Here is a 17,557-nt window from a genome sequence, read left to right on the forward strand (position 1 = left end):
GATGAAATCGCTGGTTCGCCTCGCTACCGCTGCGCTGCTGCTTGCTGCGACGGTGTCCGTTCACGCGGCGCCGCTGGATGGCGCGCGCCAGCTGATCGTGGTCACCAGCGAAGGCTGGGACAGCACCCAGGGGCAGCTGCAGGCCTATGTGCGCGATGGCAAGGGCTGGCACGCACATGGACAGGCGTTCCCTGTGGCGCTCGGCCGTACCGGCAGCGCCTGGGGCCTGGGCCTGCATCCGGCACAGGCCGATGGCCCGCAGAAGCAGGAAGGAGACGGTCGCAGCCCGGCCGGCGTATTCGCGCTCGGCAGTGCGTTCGGCTATGCCGTCACCCGCCCCGGCACCGCAATGCCTTACCAGCCGATGCTGGACAGCAGCTACTGCATGGACGTGCCCGGTTCGCCGTTCTACAACCGCATCGTCGATGAGAAGAAAGTCGGCAGCGCAGCGGTCAAGGGCTCCACCGAGCCGATGCGGCTGGATCTGCACAACAAGGGCGACGTGCGTTACCAGGAAGGCTTCGTCATCGCCCACAACCCGGACAACCAGCCCGGCAAGGGCAGCTGCATCTTCGCCCATCTGTGGCGCCAACCCGGTGAGGCCACGGCCGGCTGCACCGCCATGCCGCAGGCCCGCATGCAGGCCCTGCTGGACTGGTTGCGGCCGCAGGATGCGCCGCGCTTCGTGCTGCTGCCGCGCGCCGAGTACACGCGCCTGCAGGCCCAGTGGCAACTGCCCGCACTGCGCGGAGACGCCCGTTGAGCGCGCAGGACGAACCGCAGCTGCAGCGCGCGGTCAGCCGCTGGCAGATCGTCGGCCTGTCGATCAACGATGTGATCGGCAGCGGCATCTACCTGCTGCCGGCCGCCACCGTCGCCCTGCTCGGCCCCTTCAGCCTGTGGGGCGTGGTCGCCGCCGGTATCGTCGTGGCGCTGCTGGTGCTGTGCTACGCGCAGGCCGCCAGCTATTTCGACGAGCCCGGTGGCAGCTACCTGTATGCACGCGAGGCGTTCGGGCGCTTCGCCGGGTTCGAGATCGGCTGGATGATCTGGCTGACCCGCATCAGCTCGGCGGCCGCACTCAGCAACGCGCTGGCCGATGCGGTCGCGCGTTTCTGGCCGTGGGCCGGTGCCGGCATGGGGCGCATCGCGGTGATCGTGGTGTCGCTGGGCTTCCTCACCGGCGTCAACATCATCGGCGTGCGCTCGGCCGCGCGCACCGGCGTGGTGCTGGTGATCGGCAAGATGTTGCCGCTGCTGCTGTTCGTGGCCATCGGTGCGTTCTATATCGACCCGCAGCTGGCCTTCTCCGGCCAGCGCCCGGACCCGCATGACCTGCAACGGATGGGCGAGGCCGCCTTGCTGCTGCTGTACGCCTACGCCGGCTTCGAGAACATCCCGGCCGCCGCCGGCGAGTACCGCAATCCACGCCGCGATATTCCGTTCGCGCTGATCACCATGATCATCACCGTCACCGTCATCTATGGCGCGGTGCAGGTGGTGGCGCAGGGTACGCTGGCCGGCCTGGCCAGCTCGGCCACGCCGCTGGCCGACGCCGCAGCCGGTTTTGGCGGCGAGGCCCTGGCACTGATCCTCACCATCGGCGCGACCATCTCCATCCTGGGTACCAACAGCAACACGATGATGATGGGCCCGCGTTTCCTGTTCGCACTGGCCCGCGATGGCTACGGGCCGAAGATCCTGGCGCAGGTGCATCCGCGCTTCCATACGCCGGCCGCGTCGATCCTGTGCCAAGGCCTGATCGCGCTCGGACTGGCCCTGTCCGGTTCGTTCGTGCAGCTGGCCCTGCTGTCGATGACCACGCGCCTGTTCGCCTACATCGGAACGGCCGCTGCGGTACTGGTGCTGGCCAAGCGCTATGCGGACCGGCCGGGCGCACTGAAACTGCCGGGTGGCCCGCTGATTCCGGTGCTCGCGCTGCTGCTGTGCCTGGCCCTGTTCGCCAGTGCCAGCTGGCAGAACATCGCCGCGGCACTGGTGGCGTTTGCCATCGGCGCGGTGATCTACAAGCTGCCGCGCAAGGACGCCGACGCCGGATGACCGGTAGCGCCGGGCCATGCCCGGCGGATTGATCTGGCGATCACGCTGCCGGACCGGGCCGTTAACCGCCACACAGGCAGGATCAGGCTTCGTCCACAACGGAGCCTTCCATGACCGAGTACCAGATCCCCGGCCGCGTACCGGACGACAGCACGCCGCGCGATGCGGTCAGCAACTACTGGCGCGAACGCTACACCGCCGAACCGTACGACGACGACCAGCTGTTCTTCGAGGACTATGAACCGGCCTACCGCATCGGCCATGCCGCGCGTGCGCAGGACATGATCCGCGCCTACGAACAGGTCGAAGCTGAACTGGAGTCGCGCTGGGCCAGCGAGCGTGGCCGCAGCCGGCTGGAATGGGCGCAGGCACGTAACGCCGTGCGCCGCGGCTGGGACGAAGCGCAGCTGGCAGATCCGCGCTTGAAGCGATAGCGCCAGGCTGCTGTAGAGCCGAGCCTACGCTCGGCTCCCGCACCACGTCTGTAACGTCGAGCCATGCTCGACTGAGCCGAGCATGGCTCGGCTCTACACCGGCTCGATCATTCCTGTTCCGGCAGCGGCGGCACGATCGCGCTGAGCTTGCGCTCGCCACCACCGGCGGCGATCAGGTCGCGGGTGTTCTTCTGCACAGCCACTGCACCGAACAGCGACAGCGCATATGCCATGCCGTAGAAGCCCTTCTCGCTCGGTGCCAGCGTGGCATTCCACAGGCCAATCAGCAGCAGCATCAGCGCCGACAGCAACGCGAACCAGCACAGCGCGTAGTACAGGCCACTCACCGGAATGCCTTCGACGCGGTCGCGCACGCTCTTCTGCAGCGACACCGCCGCGAACAGGCCGAACAGCAGCAGGGTCAGGTAGTAGCCCTTCTCGTTGAGCGCCATCGTGGCGTTGAACAGGCCGATCAGGTAGGCGGCCGCACCCAGCAGCAGGGCCACCCATGAGGCGGCGATGAAGGCGGTGGACGGCTTGTGGGGCATGGCAGTGTTCATTGCAGGTCCTTGGCAGGCAGACGGGCACGCTTTGCCCGGGCGTGCCCACCCTAGACGATCCCGCCGCGCTCGCACAGGGGGCGCAGGACCTTCGGGCCACGACGCTCACGCTACCAGTGGTATACAAGGGACAGCCCGGCCATCCGCATCCCCGCTCTGGAGATACCCATGACCCGTACGCCCCTGCTGCTCGCCCTCGGCCTCGTGCCGATCCTCGCCACCTCCGCCTGCAACGCCGCCGATCCTGGCGCCAACGGCGCCCAGACCGCAGCGCCCGCAGTCTCCTCCGCCGCCGACCAGCGTCCGTTCACCGCCACCGAAGTCAGCCGTTTTGACCAGCCTTGGGCGATGACCTTCCTGCCGGACGGCAGCCTGCTGGTCACCGAGAAGCGCGGCAAGCTGCAGCACCTGGATCTGGCCAGCGGCCAGAAGCATGAGATCACCGGCGTTCCGAAGGTCGCCTACGGTGGCCAGGGTGGCTTCGGCGACATCATCCTGCACCCCGACTTTGCCCGGAATCACGTCGTTTACCTCAGCTATGCCGAGGAAGGCACGCTGGATACCCGCGGTGCGGCCGTGGCCCGGGCCACGCTGGCGCTGGATACGAACGGGGGTGGCCAGCTGAAGAACCTGAAAGTGATCTGGCGGCAGAGCCCCAAGGTCAGCGGCGAGGGCCACTACGGGCATCGCCTCGCGTTCGGCCCGGACGGCAAGCTGTGGATCAGTTCCAGCGAGCGCCAGAAGTTCGATCCGGCCCAGGACATGGGCGGCAACCTCGGCAAGATCATCCGCCTCAACGACGATGGCAGCCTGCCCGCCGACAACCCGTTCGCCTCACAGGGCGGGGTTGCCGCACAGGTGTGGTCGCTGGGCCATCGCAACATCCTGGGCATGGCCTTCGACGCCAACGGCAAGCTGTGGGCGCATGAGATGGGGCCCGCCGGTGGCGACGAGTTGAACCTGATCGTGCGTGGCGCCAACTACGGCTACCCGATCGTTTCCAACGGTGACCACTACGACGGCCGTCCGATTCCCGACCACGACACCCGCCCGGAATTCGCCGCCCCGAAGGTGACCTGGACGCCGGTGATCTCGCCGGCCGGCTTCATGATCTACAGCGGCAGCCTGTTCCCGCAGTGGAAGGGCAGCGGCTTCATCGGCGGCCTGTCGTCGACCTCGCTGGTGCGCGTGGCCTTTGATGGCGACAGCGCGCGCGAAGCCGAACGCTTCAACATGGGCGAGCGCATCCGCGAAGTGGAACAGGGCCCGGATGGCGCCCTGTGGCTGCTGGAAGACGGCAGCAAGGCGCGCCTGCTGAAGCTCACGCCGAAGGCATGAGGTGCCGCCGGCCGCTGGCCGGCACGTTTCTCCGCAACGGCCCCGCGTGCGGGGCCGTCTGCGTTCACTGGATGGTGATGACCTTCACCTCGGTCTGCGTGCAGGCCTTGTCCAGGCACTTTCCGTTCAACCACACCTGTCCATCGCCAATCATCACGCCCTGCTGGTTGACGAACACCTTGCCGAAGTCCTGCCCGGACACCGCCTTGACCACCGCCGGGGTGATGATCTTCTCGTAGTTGCGCTGGAACTCACCGGGGCCGGAGATCTTCTTTCCACCGCTGATGTTCAACGGGAAGCGCACTTGCTCGACCACCGCAGCACGATCACCGCCGACCACGGCGGTCTTGAACGCGTTGAAGACCTTCTCGAACTGCGCGGCATCGCCGAGCAGCGATTCGATGCGCGCACGCGCGTCCTCGGCTGGCGCCTCCGCGGCCGGTGCCGCCGGTGCGGCGGCGGCAGGTTCGGCGGCCGGCGCCGCCGGTTCAGCGGCAGGCGTCGCTGCCGCGTTCGCTTCCATCGGCGGCGGCGCATCCGCCGCAGGCTGCGCCGGCGGCTCAGGCTGCGAACAGGCCGCCAGCAGCAGAGCGGGAATCAGGTAGGCCATCCGGCGCATACGCGCACTCCATCGAAACAGGAAGCCCGATGGTAGCGCCGCCGCAGTGACGGCAACAAAAAGGGGACGGAGGGGATTAAGTCGTTAGTGGCACAAACGACTTAATCCCCTCCGTCCCCTTTTTCTGATCAGGCCTTCAGCAGTTCGAACTGCACGGCTTCGCCGGCGGCCGACGAGGCGCAGACCCACAGGTCGAACTGGCCCGGTTCGGCACGCAGCACGCCATCGCGGCCGGTGAACGCCAACTGCTCGCGGGTCAGGGTGAACACCACGTCGGCCGACTCGCCCGGCTGCAGCGCCACCTTGCGGAAGTCCTTCAGCTCACGCACCGGACGCACGCGGCTGGCCACGCGGTCGTGGATGTACAACTGCACCACTTCCTCCCCGGCCACATCACCGCTGTTGGTCAGCGTGGTGGTGATGGTCAGGGTGTCGTCCCAGCCAAGCTGCACAGCACTCAGCTGCGGCACGCCGTAGGCGAAGGTGGTGTAGCCGATGCCGTGGCCGAACGGGTACAGCGGCTCGTTCGGAATCTCGCGCCAGCGGGCCTTGAACTCCGACATGGTGGGCAGCTCCGGACGGCCGGTGCGCGGGTGGTTGTAGAAGTACGGCTGCTGGCCGGACACCTGCGGGAAGCTGACCGGCAGGCGGCCGGACGGGCTGTAGTCACCGAACAGCACATCGGCCACGGCATGGCCGGTCTGCGTACCCAGGTACCAGGTCACCGCCACGGCCTGCGCATTGCGCACCGCGCCCTGCAGCGCCAGCGCGCGGCCATTGCGCAGCAGCACCACCAGCGGCTTGCCGGTCATCGCCACGGCCTCGGCCAGTGCCTGCTGTGCCGGCGGCAGGGTGATCTCCACGCGCGACTGTGCTTCACCGCTGTAACGCTGCGGTTCGCCCAGCGCCAGCACCACCACATCGGCGCGCAGCGCGGCAGCCACCGCCGCTTCGGTACCGCCCGGAATGGCCGCTTCCAGTTCGCAGCCCGGCACGATTTCCAGCAGCGCTTCGTCGCCGATGGCGGCACGCACGCCGGTTTCCAGGTCGACGTAACGCTGCTTGTCGCCGAACAGCGTCCAGCAGCCTTCGATGTTCTCGCGGTCCTGCACGAACGGGCCGATCAGCGCGATCTTCTGCCCGGTCTTCTGCAGCGGCAGCACGTTGTCGCGGTTGTTCAGCAGCACGATCGAACGGCGCGCGGCATCGCGCGACAGTTCATCATGCGCAGCGATATGCGAGGTATCCGCTTCGCGCGCCGGGTCCAGCGAACGGTACGGGTCGTCGAACAGGCCGATGGTTTCCTTCAGCCACAGGATGCGGCGCACGCCTTCATCCAGCACCGCCATCGGCACTTCGCCGCTCTCGACCAGGCCCGGCAGGTGCTCGGCGTAGAAGCCGCTCTGCATGCTCAGGTCCAGGCCGGCGGTGAACGCCTTGGCGGTGGCATCGCGGTCGTCGGCTGCATAGCCGTGGGCGACCAGCTCCATGTCGGCGGTGTAGTCGGAGATCACCACGCCCGGGAACTTCCATTCGCCGCGCAGGATGTCGGTCAGCAGTTCAGCGTTGGCACTGGCCGGCACGCCGTTGATGTCATTGAACGAGGACATCACGGTGATCGCGCCGGCCTCGAAGGCGGCCTTGAACGGCGGCAGGTGCACATCGCGCAGAGTCTGCGGCGAGATGTCCACCATGTTGTATTCCATGCCGGCCATCACCGCGCCGTAGGCGGCGAAGTGCTTCGGCGTGGCCAGCAGCGAATCGGCGGCGCGCAGGTCGCTGCCCTGGAAGCCACGCACGCGGGCGGCGGCGAACGCACAACCCAGCACCACGTCCTCACCGGCACCTTCGGCACCCCGGCCCCAGCGCTGGTCGCGGGCGATGTCCACGGCCGGGGCATAGGTCCAGTGCAGGCCGGCAGCGGTGGCTTCGATGGCGGTGGCGCGCGCGGTGCGCTCGGCCAGGTCCGGCTCGAAGCTGGCGGCCTCGCCCAACGGAATCGGGAACACGGTACGCATGCCGTGGATGACGTCGGCGGCCAGGATCACCGGGATGCCCAGGCGGCTCTCCTCGGTGGCGACCTGCTGGATGCGGCGGCCCAACTCGGCGCCCACGCCATTGAACAGCGAGCCGACCTTGCCCTCGCGCACCTGCTGCAGCACCTGGTCGGCATTGCGCACGTTGGCTTCCGGGTTCACGTCCGGGGCGAACGGGCGGACCATGTCCGCGAAGACACCCAGCTGGCCGACCTTTTCCTCGACGGTCATCTGGGCAATGAGGGATTCGATGCGATCGGAGGCCACCGGCAGTCCTTGATGAAAACGTTTACAAGCCCGGCATTCTAGCGATCCCGAGCCATTTGGCGAGAGGTTTCTTCGTTCAGTTTCAGCCAACAGCGGGGCCCGTATGGTCCCACCGGGAGCACCGCAGCTTACTCCGAGCCGGCCATCTGGCGCTGCCCGGCCATCAACATGGCATCGCTGGAGGCCTGGAACACCCGCAAGCCGAACGCCGGCAGAATCGCCAGCAGGTGGTCGAAGATGTCCGACTGCACGGCCTCGTACTCGCTCCAGGCGGTGCTGCGGGTGAAGCAGTACAGCTCCAGCGGCAGGCCTTCGGTGGTGGGCTGCAGCTGCCGCACCAGCAGGGTCATGTCGGTATGGATGCCCGGGTGGCTGCGCAGGTAGCGCTCCACGTAGGCGCGGAAGGTGCCCAGGTTGGTCACGCGGCGGCTGTTGACCTCAGCCACGCCCTGCTCGCGCAGGCGCCCGTTCCACTGCCCCAGCTCCTGTTCCTTCTCACGCAGGTAGTCGCGCAGCAGCGCGAATTCGCCGAGGAAGGCCAGGTCGCCCTCGTCCAGGAAGCCGACGCTGTGCTGGTCCAGGTACAGCGCGCGCTTGATCCGGCGGCCACCGGCCTCCTGCATGCCGCGCCAGTTCTTGAACGACTCGGTCACCAGCTTCTTGGTCGGGATGGTGGTGATGGTCTTGTCGAAGTTCTGCACGGTGATGGTGTGCAGGGCGATGTCGATGACGTCACCGTCGGCGTTCTGGCTGGGCATCTCGATCCAGTCGCCGATGCGCACGCGGCCATCGCCACTGATCTGCACGCTGGCCACCAGTGACAGGATGGTGTCCTGGAAGATCAGCATCAGCACCGCGGTGGCGGCGCCAAGGCCGGTCACCAGCGGGCCCAGCTTCACCCCAAGCAGGGTGGCGACGATGGACAGGCCGGCGGCCACGAACACCACGATCTTGACCACCTGCAGGTAGCCCTTGATCGGCTTGTTGCGCGCATCGGGCTTGCGCTCGTACAGGCTGTTGGCCGCGTCCAGCGCATGCGAGAACGCCATCGACACCGTCAGTACGGCCCACACGATGCACAGCTTGATGATGACGTTGACCAGGCTGGGCGGCAGGTCGGGGATGAGGGTGATGCCCGAAGCGATCACCTGGCTGGGCACCACGTTGGACAGGCGCGAAATCACCCGCATCAAGTGGCTGCCGCGGCCGGACTCGGCACCTGGCAGGCGCTGCAACAGGCGCCGCAGGCCACGCAGCAGGATGCGCTTGGTCACCCAATTGGCCAGGCCGGCGGCGATCAGCAGCGCCGAGATCATCAACGCCAGGTAGGCGCCGGGATAGGGTTCCAGTGTGTTCTGCAGCCGTTCCAGCCACTGTACCGCCACCACCGCATCCACCATCAGTTGTCTCCTGTCTGTTTCGTTGTTGTTGGGGTTGCCGGCCGGCGGCCGGATTTACCGGATCAGTCCCGCGAGCGTTCGATGATCACGCCCACCGCGCGCGCGCCGCGCACCGCGCCCGGCTTGCTCAGCTTCAGGCGCAGCCACTTCACGTCGAATTCGTCCAGCACGATCTGCGCGCAGCGCTCGGCCAGCGTCTCGACCAGGCCGAACTCCGACTCGCGCACGAACTGCTCCAGGCGCTTGCTCACCGCCTTGTAGTTCAGGGTGTGGGCGATGTCGTCGGTGGCCGCAGGGCGACGGTTGTCGAAGCCCATTTCCAGGTCGAACACCAGGTCCTGGCGGATCCGTCGCTCCCAATCGTAGATACCGATCAGGGCGTCGATCGTCAGCCCCTCGATGAAAACCTTGTCCATTGCGGTTACCAGCGCCAATACAGGCGGCCATGGTAACGGCACGGCGGTGACCCTGCCCGGAACGGGCGACGGGTGGCCGGCACGGGGCGGCCCAGAAAAAACAAAGGGCCCCGCTAGCAGGGCCCTTTGGTACTACCGTTTGTCCCCGGGGGGGGCTGTTGAACAGCCGCGAGTCCCGGTGGCGCAGGCACGCAGAGTAGGCAAGGATCAGATCGTCGGTCAAGGCCAATTCCGACAGGCAAGCTCAGGTATTCGTCCGAGGCGAAACACAGAGAATCGGCCGCACGGACAACGACGTTCCCTTATGGTTGTTGCCCGCCTGACTGGCCAACATCGATCCATTCTTCACCACCGCACATCACGATGGCTTCATACGATGCACTGCGGCGCGCGTTGTCAGCGGAGCGTCTGTCCACTTACGAGAGAATCGCATCGACCTGCGGCCCCGACGTCACAGCCGAATCCCTCTACCTCTGGAATATGCGGCTGTGCGGTGCACTGATGATGCCGGTCCATCTGTGCGAGGTGGTCACCCGCAACGCCGCGGCAATGGTTCTTGTTCGGCAGCACGGTCCACGTTGGCCCTGGAATGATGCCTTTAGACGCAGGCTGCCAACTTCGTCCAGTACTTCTCCACGCACGGCACTGGAACAACTTGCCAGTCGCGTAAGCGATACACCTGAAATCGTCGCCAACCTGCCTATGGTGTTCTGGCAGCAGCTATTCACATGTCGCTTCGATTCCACGCTGTGGATACCGGCACTCAGCGGAGTCCTGCGCCATGCGCCTTGCGCCCACCCCAGTGTCATCCGGAAAGCCATCCACGCGGATATTGGCCGCATCCGCCACCTGCGCAACCGCATCGCCCATCACGAGCCCATCCTCGAGCGCGACATCGGCGCCGATCTGGCCGCGATCGGGCGGCTGATCCATGCGCGCTGCCCGCACACCCTCGGGTGGCTGCAGCGCCATGAGCGGGCGACGACGGTATGGGCGGCGTCGCCGTTGGCCGGGCGTCCGTAAAGCGTCCGCCGGGCGTGGCCCGGCGCTACCGGCTCAGACCGCCGGCAGGGTCGCCATGTCCCAGCGCGGGGTCACATCCACCTTCGGCGGGCTGTGCTGGCCAGCCTGCAGCCGCAGTGCGCCAGCGAAGGCGATCATCGCGCCGTTGTCGGTGCACAGTGCAGGCCGCGGGAAGCAGGCGCGGCCGCCGAGGCGCTCGGCCATCTGCTGCAGGCGGGCGCGCAGGCGCTTGTTGGCACCTACACCGCCGGCAACCACGATCACGTTGGTCCCGGCCGCTTCCAGCGCGCGCTCGCACTTGATTGAAAGGGTCTCGACCACCGCGTCCTCAAAGCCCCGGGCAATGTTGGCGCGGGTCTGCTCGCTCTGGTCGCTGTCGCGCCAGGCAATCAGGACCTGGGTCTTCAGGCCGGAGAAGCTGAAATCCAGCCCCGGGCGGTCGGTCATCGGCCGCGCGAAGCGGTACGCGCCCGGCGTGCCCTGCTCGGCCAGCCTGGCCAGCTGCGGGCCGCCCGGGTACGGCAGGCCCATCAGCTTGGCGGTCTTGTCGAAGGCCTCGCCAGCCGCATCGTCCAGGGTTTCGCCCAGCAGGCGGTACTGGCCGATCGCGTCCACCGCCACCAGCTGGGTATGGCCACCGGACACCAGCAGCGCCACGAACGGCGCTTCCGGCGGGTCGTCTTCCATCAGCGGAGCCAGCAGGTGGCCTTCCATATGGTGTACGCCGACGGCCGGTACCTCCAGCGCCCAGGCCAGCGATCGGGCCACGCCGGCGCCGACCAGCAACGCGCCGACCAGACCAGGCCCGGCGGTGTAGGCCACACCATCGATATCGCCCACGCCCAGGCCGGCGTCGGCCAGGGTCTGGCGTACCAGTGGCAGCAGCTTGCGGACGTGGTCGCGGCTGGCCAGTTCGGGCACCACGCCACCGTATTCGGCGTGCAGGGCGATCTGGCTGTAGACCGCATGGGCGCGCAGGGCCGCGCTGCCGGCCAGGTCGGTGTCATACACCGCCACGCCGGTCTCATCACAGGAAGATTCGATGCCAAGGACTCGCATGCCTGCTATTATGACGCCCCTGCCGCTCCCTCGGGGGACGTGCAGATCTCACTGCTTTCGAACCGCCGGCCCGTATTCAGGGTTGGCCGCTTGCAGTTTGTCGATTCGCCGCTATAATGTGCGGCTCGCCGGGCGTGACCCGGTTCTACTGTGTCCCGGAGATTCCATGCCCAGCGTCAAAGTCCGCGAGAACGAGCCCTTCGAGTTTGCTCTTCGCCGCTTCAAGCGCACTTGCGAAAAGGCCGGCGTGCTGGCCGAAACCCGCAAGCGCGAGTTCTACGAAAAGCCGACCCAGGAGCGCAAGCGCAAGGCCGCCGCTGCTGTGAAGCGTCAGCTGCGCCGCTCGTCGCGCGACGTCACCAAGCGTCAGCGCCTGTACTGATCGGACGCATCTTCATTGCGGCGGGCCTGCCCGTCGCGATGGAGCCGAAGCCGGCACGCGCGAGCGTCGCCGGCTTTTTGCGTTTCCGGGTTCGGGCATCCGCCCCGCCCCACCTACCACCACGAGGTTCCTCATGAGCATGAAGCAGCAGCTCACCGAAGACATGAAGGCCGCCATGAAGGCGGGCGAGAAGCACAAGCTGGGCGTGATCCGCCTGATCAATGCCGCCATCAAGCAGCGCGAAGTGGACGAGCGCATCGAGCTGGATGACACCGCCGTGATCGCCGTGCTCGACAAGATGGTCAAGCAGCGCAAGGACTCGGTCAGCCAGTACGAAGCGGCCAACCGCGAAGACCTGGCCGAGATCGAGCGCGCCGAGATCGTGGTCATCGAAGCCTATCTGCCGGCCAAGATGGGCGAAGCCGAGATCGTGGCCGCCATCCAGGCCGCCATCGCCGAGACCGGCGCCTCCGGCCCGGCCGACATGGGCAAGCTGATGGGCGCACTGAAGCCCAAGCTCGCTGGCCAGGCCGACATGGGCCTGGTGTCCAAGCTGGTCAAGCAGCAGCTGGCGTAATCCGGTACACGGAGTCGGATCCCTTTCGCAACGCGAAAGGGCTCTGACCCCATTGATGCACCCGCTTCACCGCACCTTCGTCGGTCGCCTGCTACAACCACACCCATGGTTGAACCCGAGCCCAACGTTCCCGTGTCCCTGCACAAGTACCTCAAGCGCCTGCAGGACAGCTTTCCGATGGCGGTGGCCAAGCGCTTCATCGACGTCGACGTGCTGACCCAGGCCGCCTCCGTTTCCTTCTACGCCCTGCTGTCGATGGCCCCGCTGCTGGTGCTGCTGCTGTGGTTGACCGCGTCGCTGTACCCGCCGGCACAGCAGGCGCTGATCGACCAGATCAGCTCGGTGGCTGGCAGCAGCGCGGCTACGGTGGCCGAAACCGTCCTGAAGAACGCCGACAACCAGCCCGACGTCGGCTCGTTGGCGGGGCTGTGGAGCACGCTGCTGCTGTTCGTCGGCGCCACCGCCGTGTTCGCGCAGCTGCAGAACGCGCTCAACCTGATCTTCCGCACCAGTGGCGAGCGCCTGGAGGGCATCAAGGCCTGGCTGCGCAAGCGTGTGTTCTCGTTCGGCGTGGTGCTGGCCCTGGGCTTCCTGCTGATCCTGTCGATGACTGCCACCACGGTACTGCAGGTGGCCTTCGCGCAACTGCCCTCGATCCTCCCCGCGCTAGGGTACGTCACCAGCCTGCTGCTGTACGCGGTGGGGTTCGCCTTCATGTACCACTACCTGCCCGACCGCCGCGTGGCGTGGCGCCAGGCCTTCATCGGCGGCGTCATCACCTCGGCACTGTTCGCACTGGGCCGCTACGGCATCGGCGTCTACATCGCCACCGTGGCCCCCGGCAGTGCCTACGGCTCGATGGGCGCGCTGGTGATCTCACTGGTCTGGATCTATTACGCGACCGTGGTCTTCTTCGTTGGCGCGCTGATGACCGCGGTGATCGATGAGCGCCTGCGCGCGCGCCATCACCTGGCCGCCGCCGGCATCGATCCGGCCACCGCCAGCCAGGTGCCCGACAGGGGGTAAACTAGGGCAACCGCCCCCGGTTCCGTCGCGTGGTCCTGTACCGCGCCCTGCCCTGTTGCCCATGGCCCGTATCCCCGACGCTTTCATCGACGACCTGCTGGCCCGCACCGACATCGTCGAGGTGGTGGGCAGCCGCGTGCCGTTGAAGCGCCAGGGCAAGGAATACGCCGCACGCTGCCCGTTCCATGACGAGCGCTCGGCCTCGTTCACGGTCTCGCCCACCAAACAGTTCTATCACTGCTTCGGCTGCGGCGCGCACGGCACCGCGATCAGCTTCCTGATGAACTACGACCGCCTCGAGTTCCTCGACGCGGTGGATGAACTGGCCAAGCGTGCCGGCATGGACGTGCCGCGCAACGAAAACCCGCGCAGCCCCCAGCAGCAGGACGACAGCCGCGAGCTGTACTCGGCGCTGGACGCCGCCACCAGGTTCTTCCAGAAGAATCTGGATGGCAGCGAGAAGGCACGCGCGTATCTGGAAAGCCGTGGCGTGGACGAAGCGAACCGCGCGCGCTTCCAGATCGGCTACGCACCGGATGGCTACAGCGGCCTGCGCGATGCGCTGGGCAAGGACGAGCGCCGCATGAAGCTGCTCGACCGCGCCGGCCTGTTCTCCAAGAACGATCGCGGCCACGTCTACGACAAGTTCCGCGACCGGGTGATGTTCCCGATCTTCGACCGTCGTGGCCGGGTGATCGCCTTCGGTGGGCGCGTGTTCGAGAAGGACGACGGCCCCAAGTACCTCAACTCGCCCGAAACCGCGCTGTTCCACAAGGGCCGCGAACTGTACGGCCTGTGGCAGGTGCGCCAGGCCAACCAGAAGATCGAGCGGTTGATCGTGGTCGAAGGCTACATGGACGTGGTCTCGCTGTTCCAGTTCGGGGTCACCCAGGCGGTGGCGACGCTGGGCACGGCGACCACGCCGGACCATGCCGAGCTGCTGTTCCGCAACGCGCCGGACGTGTTCTTCTGCTTCGACGGCGATGCCGCCGGCCGCCGCGCCGGCTGGAAGGCCCTGGAGTCGGTGCTGCCGCGCATGAAGGACGGCCGCCAGGCGTTCTTCCTGTTCCTGCCCGATGGCGAGGACCCGGACAGCATCGTGCGCAAGGAAGGCGCCGAGGCCTTCAACGAGCGCCTGAAGCAGGCCACGCCGCTGTCGCAGTTTTTCTTCGATGAACTGACCCGCGAGATCAACCTGGGCACGCTGGACGGCAAGGCACGCCTGGCCGAACGCGCAAAGCCGATGCTGGCGCAGATTCCCGACGGTGCCTTCGGCGACCTGATGAAGCAGCAGCTGGCGCAGCTGACCGGCCTGGGCGGCACTGCCCAGGCCACGCGCGCGCCGATGCCGCAACGCCAGCCACAGCGGACGATCCAGCCGGTGGCCAAGCGCAGCCTGGTGCGCGGCGCGATCGCCGTGCTGCTGCAGCAGCCGTCGCTGGCGCTGACCCTGGGCGGAAAGCATCACTTCCAGGGCCTGCGACTGCCGGGCGTGGAGCTGCTGCTGGAACTGCTGGGGCTGGTCGAACAGCGCCCGGACATCAGCACCGGCGCCCTGCTGGAACACTTCGACGGCCGCGAGGAACAGGCGTCGCTGCACACTCTGGCGGCACAGACGCTGCCTGGCACCGAGGCCAGCTGGACCCAGGAACTGCACGACGCGGTGGCACAGCTGGAGAAACAGCTGCTGGTGCAACGTCTGGAGGAGTTGTTGGCAAAGCAGCGCCAGCAGGGCCTGGATGATACTGACAAATACGAACTGCGCGAGCTGCTGAAGGCCCGCGCCGGGCTGCGCCTGTAGCGGCAGAACGTTTTCACGGAGAGGACCATGCTGCTGCGCCTGACCTGCCTGCTGTTGTTGTCGCTCTGCCTGCCACTGGCGGCCCTGGCCGCAGATGGCCCGCTCAGGGAAGTCCGGCCGGGCCTGTATGCCGGCGGCCAGCCCTCCGCCGCACAACTGGGCGAACTTGCCGCGCAGGGCGTGCGCACCGTGATCGACCTGCGCCAGCCCGGCGAGGACCGGGGGTTCGATGAAACGCGCGTTGCCGAATCATTGGGCCTGCGCTACGTGCGCATTCCGGTGGCCGGTGCCGAGGGCCTCGATGCGGCCAATGTGCGCGCCGTGCACCAGGCCCTGCGGCAGAGCCAGGGGCCTGTGCTGCTGCACTGTGCGTCCGGCAACCGCGCTGGCGCCGTGCTCGGCCTGGTCAACGCACGCTACGAACATGCCAGCCCCGAACAGGCCCTTCAGCTGGGCCCGCGTGCTGGCCTGACCTCGCTGGAAGCCGCCACCCGCCAACGCCTGGCCACGCCGGTCACCTCGCCCTGAACCCTCCGCACCAAGGACTCTGCCCACCATGACCCGCTGGTGGTCGCGCCTGCGACCGGACAACTTCACCCTCGCCCTGCTGTGCACCGTCGGCCTGGCCTCCCTGCTGCCGATGAAGGGCGCCGCCGCCATCGTCCTGGACGATGTCACCACCGTCGCCATCGCTGCACTGTTCTTCCTGCATGGCGCGCGCCTGCCACGTGAGTCGATCATTGGCGGCATGCTGCACTGGCGGCTGCACCTGACCATCCTGGCCTGCACCTTCCTCCTGTTCCCGCTGCTGGGGCTGATGTTCAAGCCGCTATCGGGCTGGCTGCTGACCCCGGAGCTGTACCTGGGCGTGCTGTTCCTGTGCACCCTTCCCTCCACCGTGCAGTCGTCCATCGCGTTCACCTCGATGGCGCATGGCAACGTGCCCGCAGCGGTGTGCAGTGCCTCGTTGTCGAGCATTCTCGGCGTATTCCTGACCCCGCTGCTGCTGACCGCGCTGGCGGGCACCTCCGGCGGCGTGCACGACCCGCTGCATGCGATCGGCGGCATCATGCTGCAGCTGCTGGTGCCGTTCGTGGCCGGCCACCTGCTGCGGCCGTGGATTGCCGGCTGGGTGGAAAAGCAGCGCGCGCTGCTGCGTTACACCGACCAGGGCACGATCCTGCTGGTGGTGTATTCGGCGTTCGGCGAGGCGGTGACCGAAGGACTGTGGAGCAAGACGCCGCTGCTCTCGTTGCTGGCCGTAGCAGTGGTGGCCGCCGTGCTGCTGGGCATCGCCATGCCGCTGATCACCTTCATCGCCCGCCGCCTGCGCTTTAACCGCGAGGACGAGATCGCCATCGTGTTCTGCGGCTCGAAGAAGAGCCTGGCCACCGGCGTGCCGATTGCCAAGGTGCTGTTCGCCGGCGGCAGCCTCGGCGCCATCGTGCTGCCGGTGATGATCTACCACCAGATCCAGCTGATCGTCTGCGGCGTGATCGCGCAGCGGTACGCGAAGCGCGCGCCCTGACCCGACGGGAGGACATCCACGCATGGCGTGGATCTGTTGTAGAGCCGAGCCCACGCTCGGCTGACACCTGTGATCCGGAGTAGATCCACGCCATGCGTGGATGGTTTGCCTGACGCTACGGATCCACCAGCGTCCCGACGCTCAGTTCCGGCATCCATACCCATAGGTCGTACGGCCGTTCCGCACCGGCAGCGACCCGCGGCCCCGTGGCAACCTGCTCTCGAAGTGGCCGCGCCATGCAACCGCCCGCGCATCCCCACGTCTGACCACGTTGCGCGCCCAACCGTACGCTGTAGATATCCAGGTCCCGCAGCTGCGACGCCATCGGATGCATCTGCATTTCTGGCGGCACACCTTGCGGCCTTTGCAGCATCGCGTGCACGTTACCAGTCAGCACCAGCATGCGCGCATTGGCCGGTAGGCCTCGATAGAGCCGCCGCAACTCGGCTGCCATGAGGTCATCGCGTACCTGGTTGCCGCCTTTGCTGGCGTTGACGTCATAGCCAACGACGTCGATCACACGTCCCTGCGACTTCAGCACGCGTAGGCTTTCGATCATTGCCAGCATGTCGCGGCTGCGACGGCCATCATGCTGGTCATCGCGCACGGTCCAGAACGCACGCCCGCGCAGATGCTGGCGTGCCTTCTCCCCGCCATCGGAAGCCAGGTAATCGCGCAGCGTGGAGGTTTCCCCGCGTGGCAGTTCCAGCGCCAGCAGGACCGGCCCGGTGCGGCTGTAGTCATCCACCAGCTGCCGCACCAGCAGCGGCGTCTCGCGGGTTCCATGGAATTCGCCCAGCTCCAGCAGGCGGTGATCACCGGCGTGCTGGTGGATCTGCGCGGCGGTGTCGTCGGCATGCGCGATCACGGCCATGCCCAGCGCCAGAATCAGCGCGGTGGTCCAACGGAAGATCGTATGCATCCCTGCTCGCTCCTTTCCTTGAGGTCAGGAACAGCAATGGCGACGCCGCTGGAAGAGATCAAGTGCAGAGCCGAGCCCACGCTCGGCTGCTCTTCCAATCCCCCCTCA

The 17,557-nt window shown here is 67.1% G+C and carries 18 protein-coding genes; 11 read left to right on the forward strand and 7 right to left on the reverse strand.

From position 1 onward, the window contains the following. Nucleotide 1 precedes the first annotated feature (1 nt). The 3 genes from ACM0PK_RS07795 to ACM0PK_RS07805 all read left to right on the forward strand — a co-directional run bounded on the left by ACM0PK_RS07795 (nt 2) and on the right by ACM0PK_RS07805 (nt 2,495). Complete coding sequence (locus ACM0PK_RS07795) at nt 2-763, forward strand: L,D-transpeptidase family protein (RefSeq protein WP_111201286.1); 762 nt, start codon at nt 2-4, stop codon at nt 761-763. Further along, complete coding sequence (locus ACM0PK_RS07800) at nt 760-2,061, forward strand: APC family permease (protein ID WP_111201287.1); 1,302 nt, start codon at nt 760-762, stop codon at nt 2,059-2,061. Before ACM0PK_RS07795 ends, ACM0PK_RS07800 begins: the two co-directional genes overlap by 4 nt. Before the next feature lie 110 nt (nt 2,062-2,171). After that, the gene (locus ACM0PK_RS07805; RefSeq protein ID WP_414607757.1) at nt 2,172-2,495 is read left to right on the forward strand and encodes a hypothetical protein; all 324 of its coding nucleotides are present in this window, start codon (nt 2,172-2,174) and stop codon (nt 2,493-2,495) included. Nucleotides 2,496-2,602: 107 nt separating this feature from the next. Here the strand turns inward: ACM0PK_RS07805 and yiaA are convergent, their stop codons facing one another. Further along, entirely contained in the window at nt 2,603-3,055 is a 453-nt protein-coding gene (yiaA, locus tag ACM0PK_RS07810; RefSeq protein WP_111201288.1) for an inner membrane protein YiaA, read from the reverse strand. A 168-nt stretch (nt 3,056-3,223) separates the two neighbouring features. Here yiaA and ACM0PK_RS07815 point away from each other — a divergent pair, with 168 nt between their 5' ends. After that, nucleotides 3,224-4,393 (forward strand): PQQ-dependent sugar dehydrogenase, encoded by a 1,170-nt coding sequence (locus ACM0PK_RS07815; protein ID WP_414607758.1) that lies wholly within the window; start codon nt 3,224-3,226, stop codon nt 4,391-4,393. A gap of 64 nt (nt 4,394-4,457) precedes the next feature. Here ACM0PK_RS07815 and ACM0PK_RS07820 read toward each other — a convergent pair whose 3' ends face one another. The 4 genes from ACM0PK_RS07820 to folB form a co-directional block, all read right to left on the reverse strand. Next, on the reverse strand, nt 4,458-5,012 hold the full coding sequence (locus ACM0PK_RS07820) for a hypothetical protein (RefSeq protein ID WP_088496625.1): 555 nt from the start codon (nt 5,010-5,012) through the stop codon (nt 4,458-4,460). A 128-nt stretch (nt 5,013-5,140) separates the two neighbouring features. Continuing rightward, a complete protein-coding gene (locus ACM0PK_RS07825) occupies nt 5,141-7,315 on the reverse strand; it encodes a glycoside hydrolase family 3 N-terminal domain-containing protein (protein ID WP_005415018.1) in 2,175 nt (724 codons plus the stop codon). A 128-nt stretch (nt 7,316-7,443) separates the two neighbouring features. Then, the gene (locus ACM0PK_RS07830; RefSeq protein ID WP_053498700.1) at nt 7,444-8,715 is read right to left on the reverse strand and encodes a mechanosensitive ion channel family protein; all 1,272 of its coding nucleotides are present in this window, start codon (nt 8,713-8,715) and stop codon (nt 7,444-7,446) included. Between the two features lie 62 nt (nt 8,716-8,777). After that, on the reverse strand, nt 8,778-9,131 hold the full coding sequence (folB, locus tag ACM0PK_RS07835) for a dihydroneopterin aldolase (RefSeq protein WP_005415016.1): 354 nt from the start codon (nt 9,129-9,131) through the stop codon (nt 8,778-8,780). A 363-nt stretch (nt 9,132-9,494) separates the two neighbouring features. On the opposite strand from folB, the gene ACM0PK_RS07840 reads away from it, so the two are divergent. After that, nucleotides 9,495-10,154 carry a hypothetical protein gene (locus ACM0PK_RS07840; RefSeq protein WP_329843464.1) on the forward strand — a complete coding sequence of 220 codons (660 nt, stop codon included), beginning with the start codon at nt 9,495-9,497 and terminating at the stop codon, nt 10,152-10,154. A 33-nt stretch (nt 10,155-10,187) separates the two neighbouring features. Here the strand turns inward: ACM0PK_RS07840 and tsaD are convergent, their stop codons facing one another. Next, entirely contained in the window at nt 10,188-11,213 is a 1,026-nt protein-coding gene (gene tsaD, locus ACM0PK_RS07845; protein ID WP_414607759.1) for a tRNA (adenosine(37)-N6)-threonylcarbamoyltransferase complex transferase subunit TsaD, read from the reverse strand. A 166-nt stretch (nt 11,214-11,379) separates the two neighbouring features. On the opposite strand from tsaD, the gene rpsU reads away from it, so the two are divergent. The 6 genes from rpsU (at nt 11,380) to ACM0PK_RS07875 (ending at nt 16,527) form a co-directional block, all read left to right on the forward strand. Further along, complete coding sequence (gene rpsU / locus ACM0PK_RS07850) at nt 11,380-11,595, forward strand: 30S ribosomal protein S21 (RefSeq protein ID WP_002808376.1); 216 nt, start codon at nt 11,380-11,382, stop codon at nt 11,593-11,595. Between the two features lie 133 nt (nt 11,596-11,728). Then, nucleotides 11,729-12,172 (forward strand): GatB/YqeY domain-containing protein, encoded by a 444-nt coding sequence (locus tag ACM0PK_RS07855; protein ID WP_005415013.1) that lies wholly within the window; start codon nt 11,729-11,731, stop codon nt 12,170-12,172. Nucleotides 12,173-12,277: 105 nt separating this feature from the next. After that, complete coding sequence (locus ACM0PK_RS07860; protein WP_005415012.1) at nt 12,278-13,198, forward strand: YihY/virulence factor BrkB family protein; 921 nt, start codon at nt 12,278-12,280, stop codon at nt 13,196-13,198. Nucleotides 13,199-13,259: 61 nt separating this feature from the next. After that, nucleotides 13,260-14,999 carry a DNA primase gene (gene dnaG / locus ACM0PK_RS07865; protein WP_414607760.1) on the forward strand — a complete coding sequence of 580 codons (1,740 nt, stop codon included), beginning with the start codon at nt 13,260-13,262 and terminating at the stop codon, nt 14,997-14,999. Nucleotides 15,000-15,026: 27 nt separating this feature from the next. Further along, nucleotides 15,027-15,527 carry a protein tyrosine phosphatase family protein gene (locus ACM0PK_RS07870; RefSeq protein ID WP_414607761.1) on the forward strand — a complete coding sequence of 167 codons (501 nt, stop codon included), beginning with the start codon at nt 15,027-15,029 and terminating at the stop codon, nt 15,525-15,527. Nucleotides 15,528-15,555: 28 nt separating this feature from the next. Next, nucleotides 15,556-16,527 carry a bile acid:sodium symporter family protein gene (locus ACM0PK_RS07875; protein WP_065179432.1) on the forward strand — a complete coding sequence of 324 codons (972 nt, stop codon included), beginning with the start codon at nt 15,556-15,558 and terminating at the stop codon, nt 16,525-16,527. A 115-nt stretch (nt 16,528-16,642) separates the two neighbouring features. Here ACM0PK_RS07875 and ACM0PK_RS07880 read toward each other — a convergent pair whose 3' ends face one another. Continuing rightward, nucleotides 16,643-17,449: a calcium-binding protein gene (locus tag ACM0PK_RS07880; RefSeq protein WP_414607762.1), complete on the reverse strand. Its 807-nt coding sequence runs from the start codon at nt 17,447-17,449 to the stop codon at nt 16,643-16,645. Between the last annotated feature and the right edge of the window lie 108 nt (nt 17,450-17,557).

Origin of the sequence: Stenotrophomonas sp. FR010, from assembly GCF_047520755.2 — a bacterium.
Classification (GTDB): Bacteria; Pseudomonadota; Gammaproteobacteria; order Xanthomonadales; family Xanthomonadaceae; genus Stenotrophomonas; species Stenotrophomonas sepilia.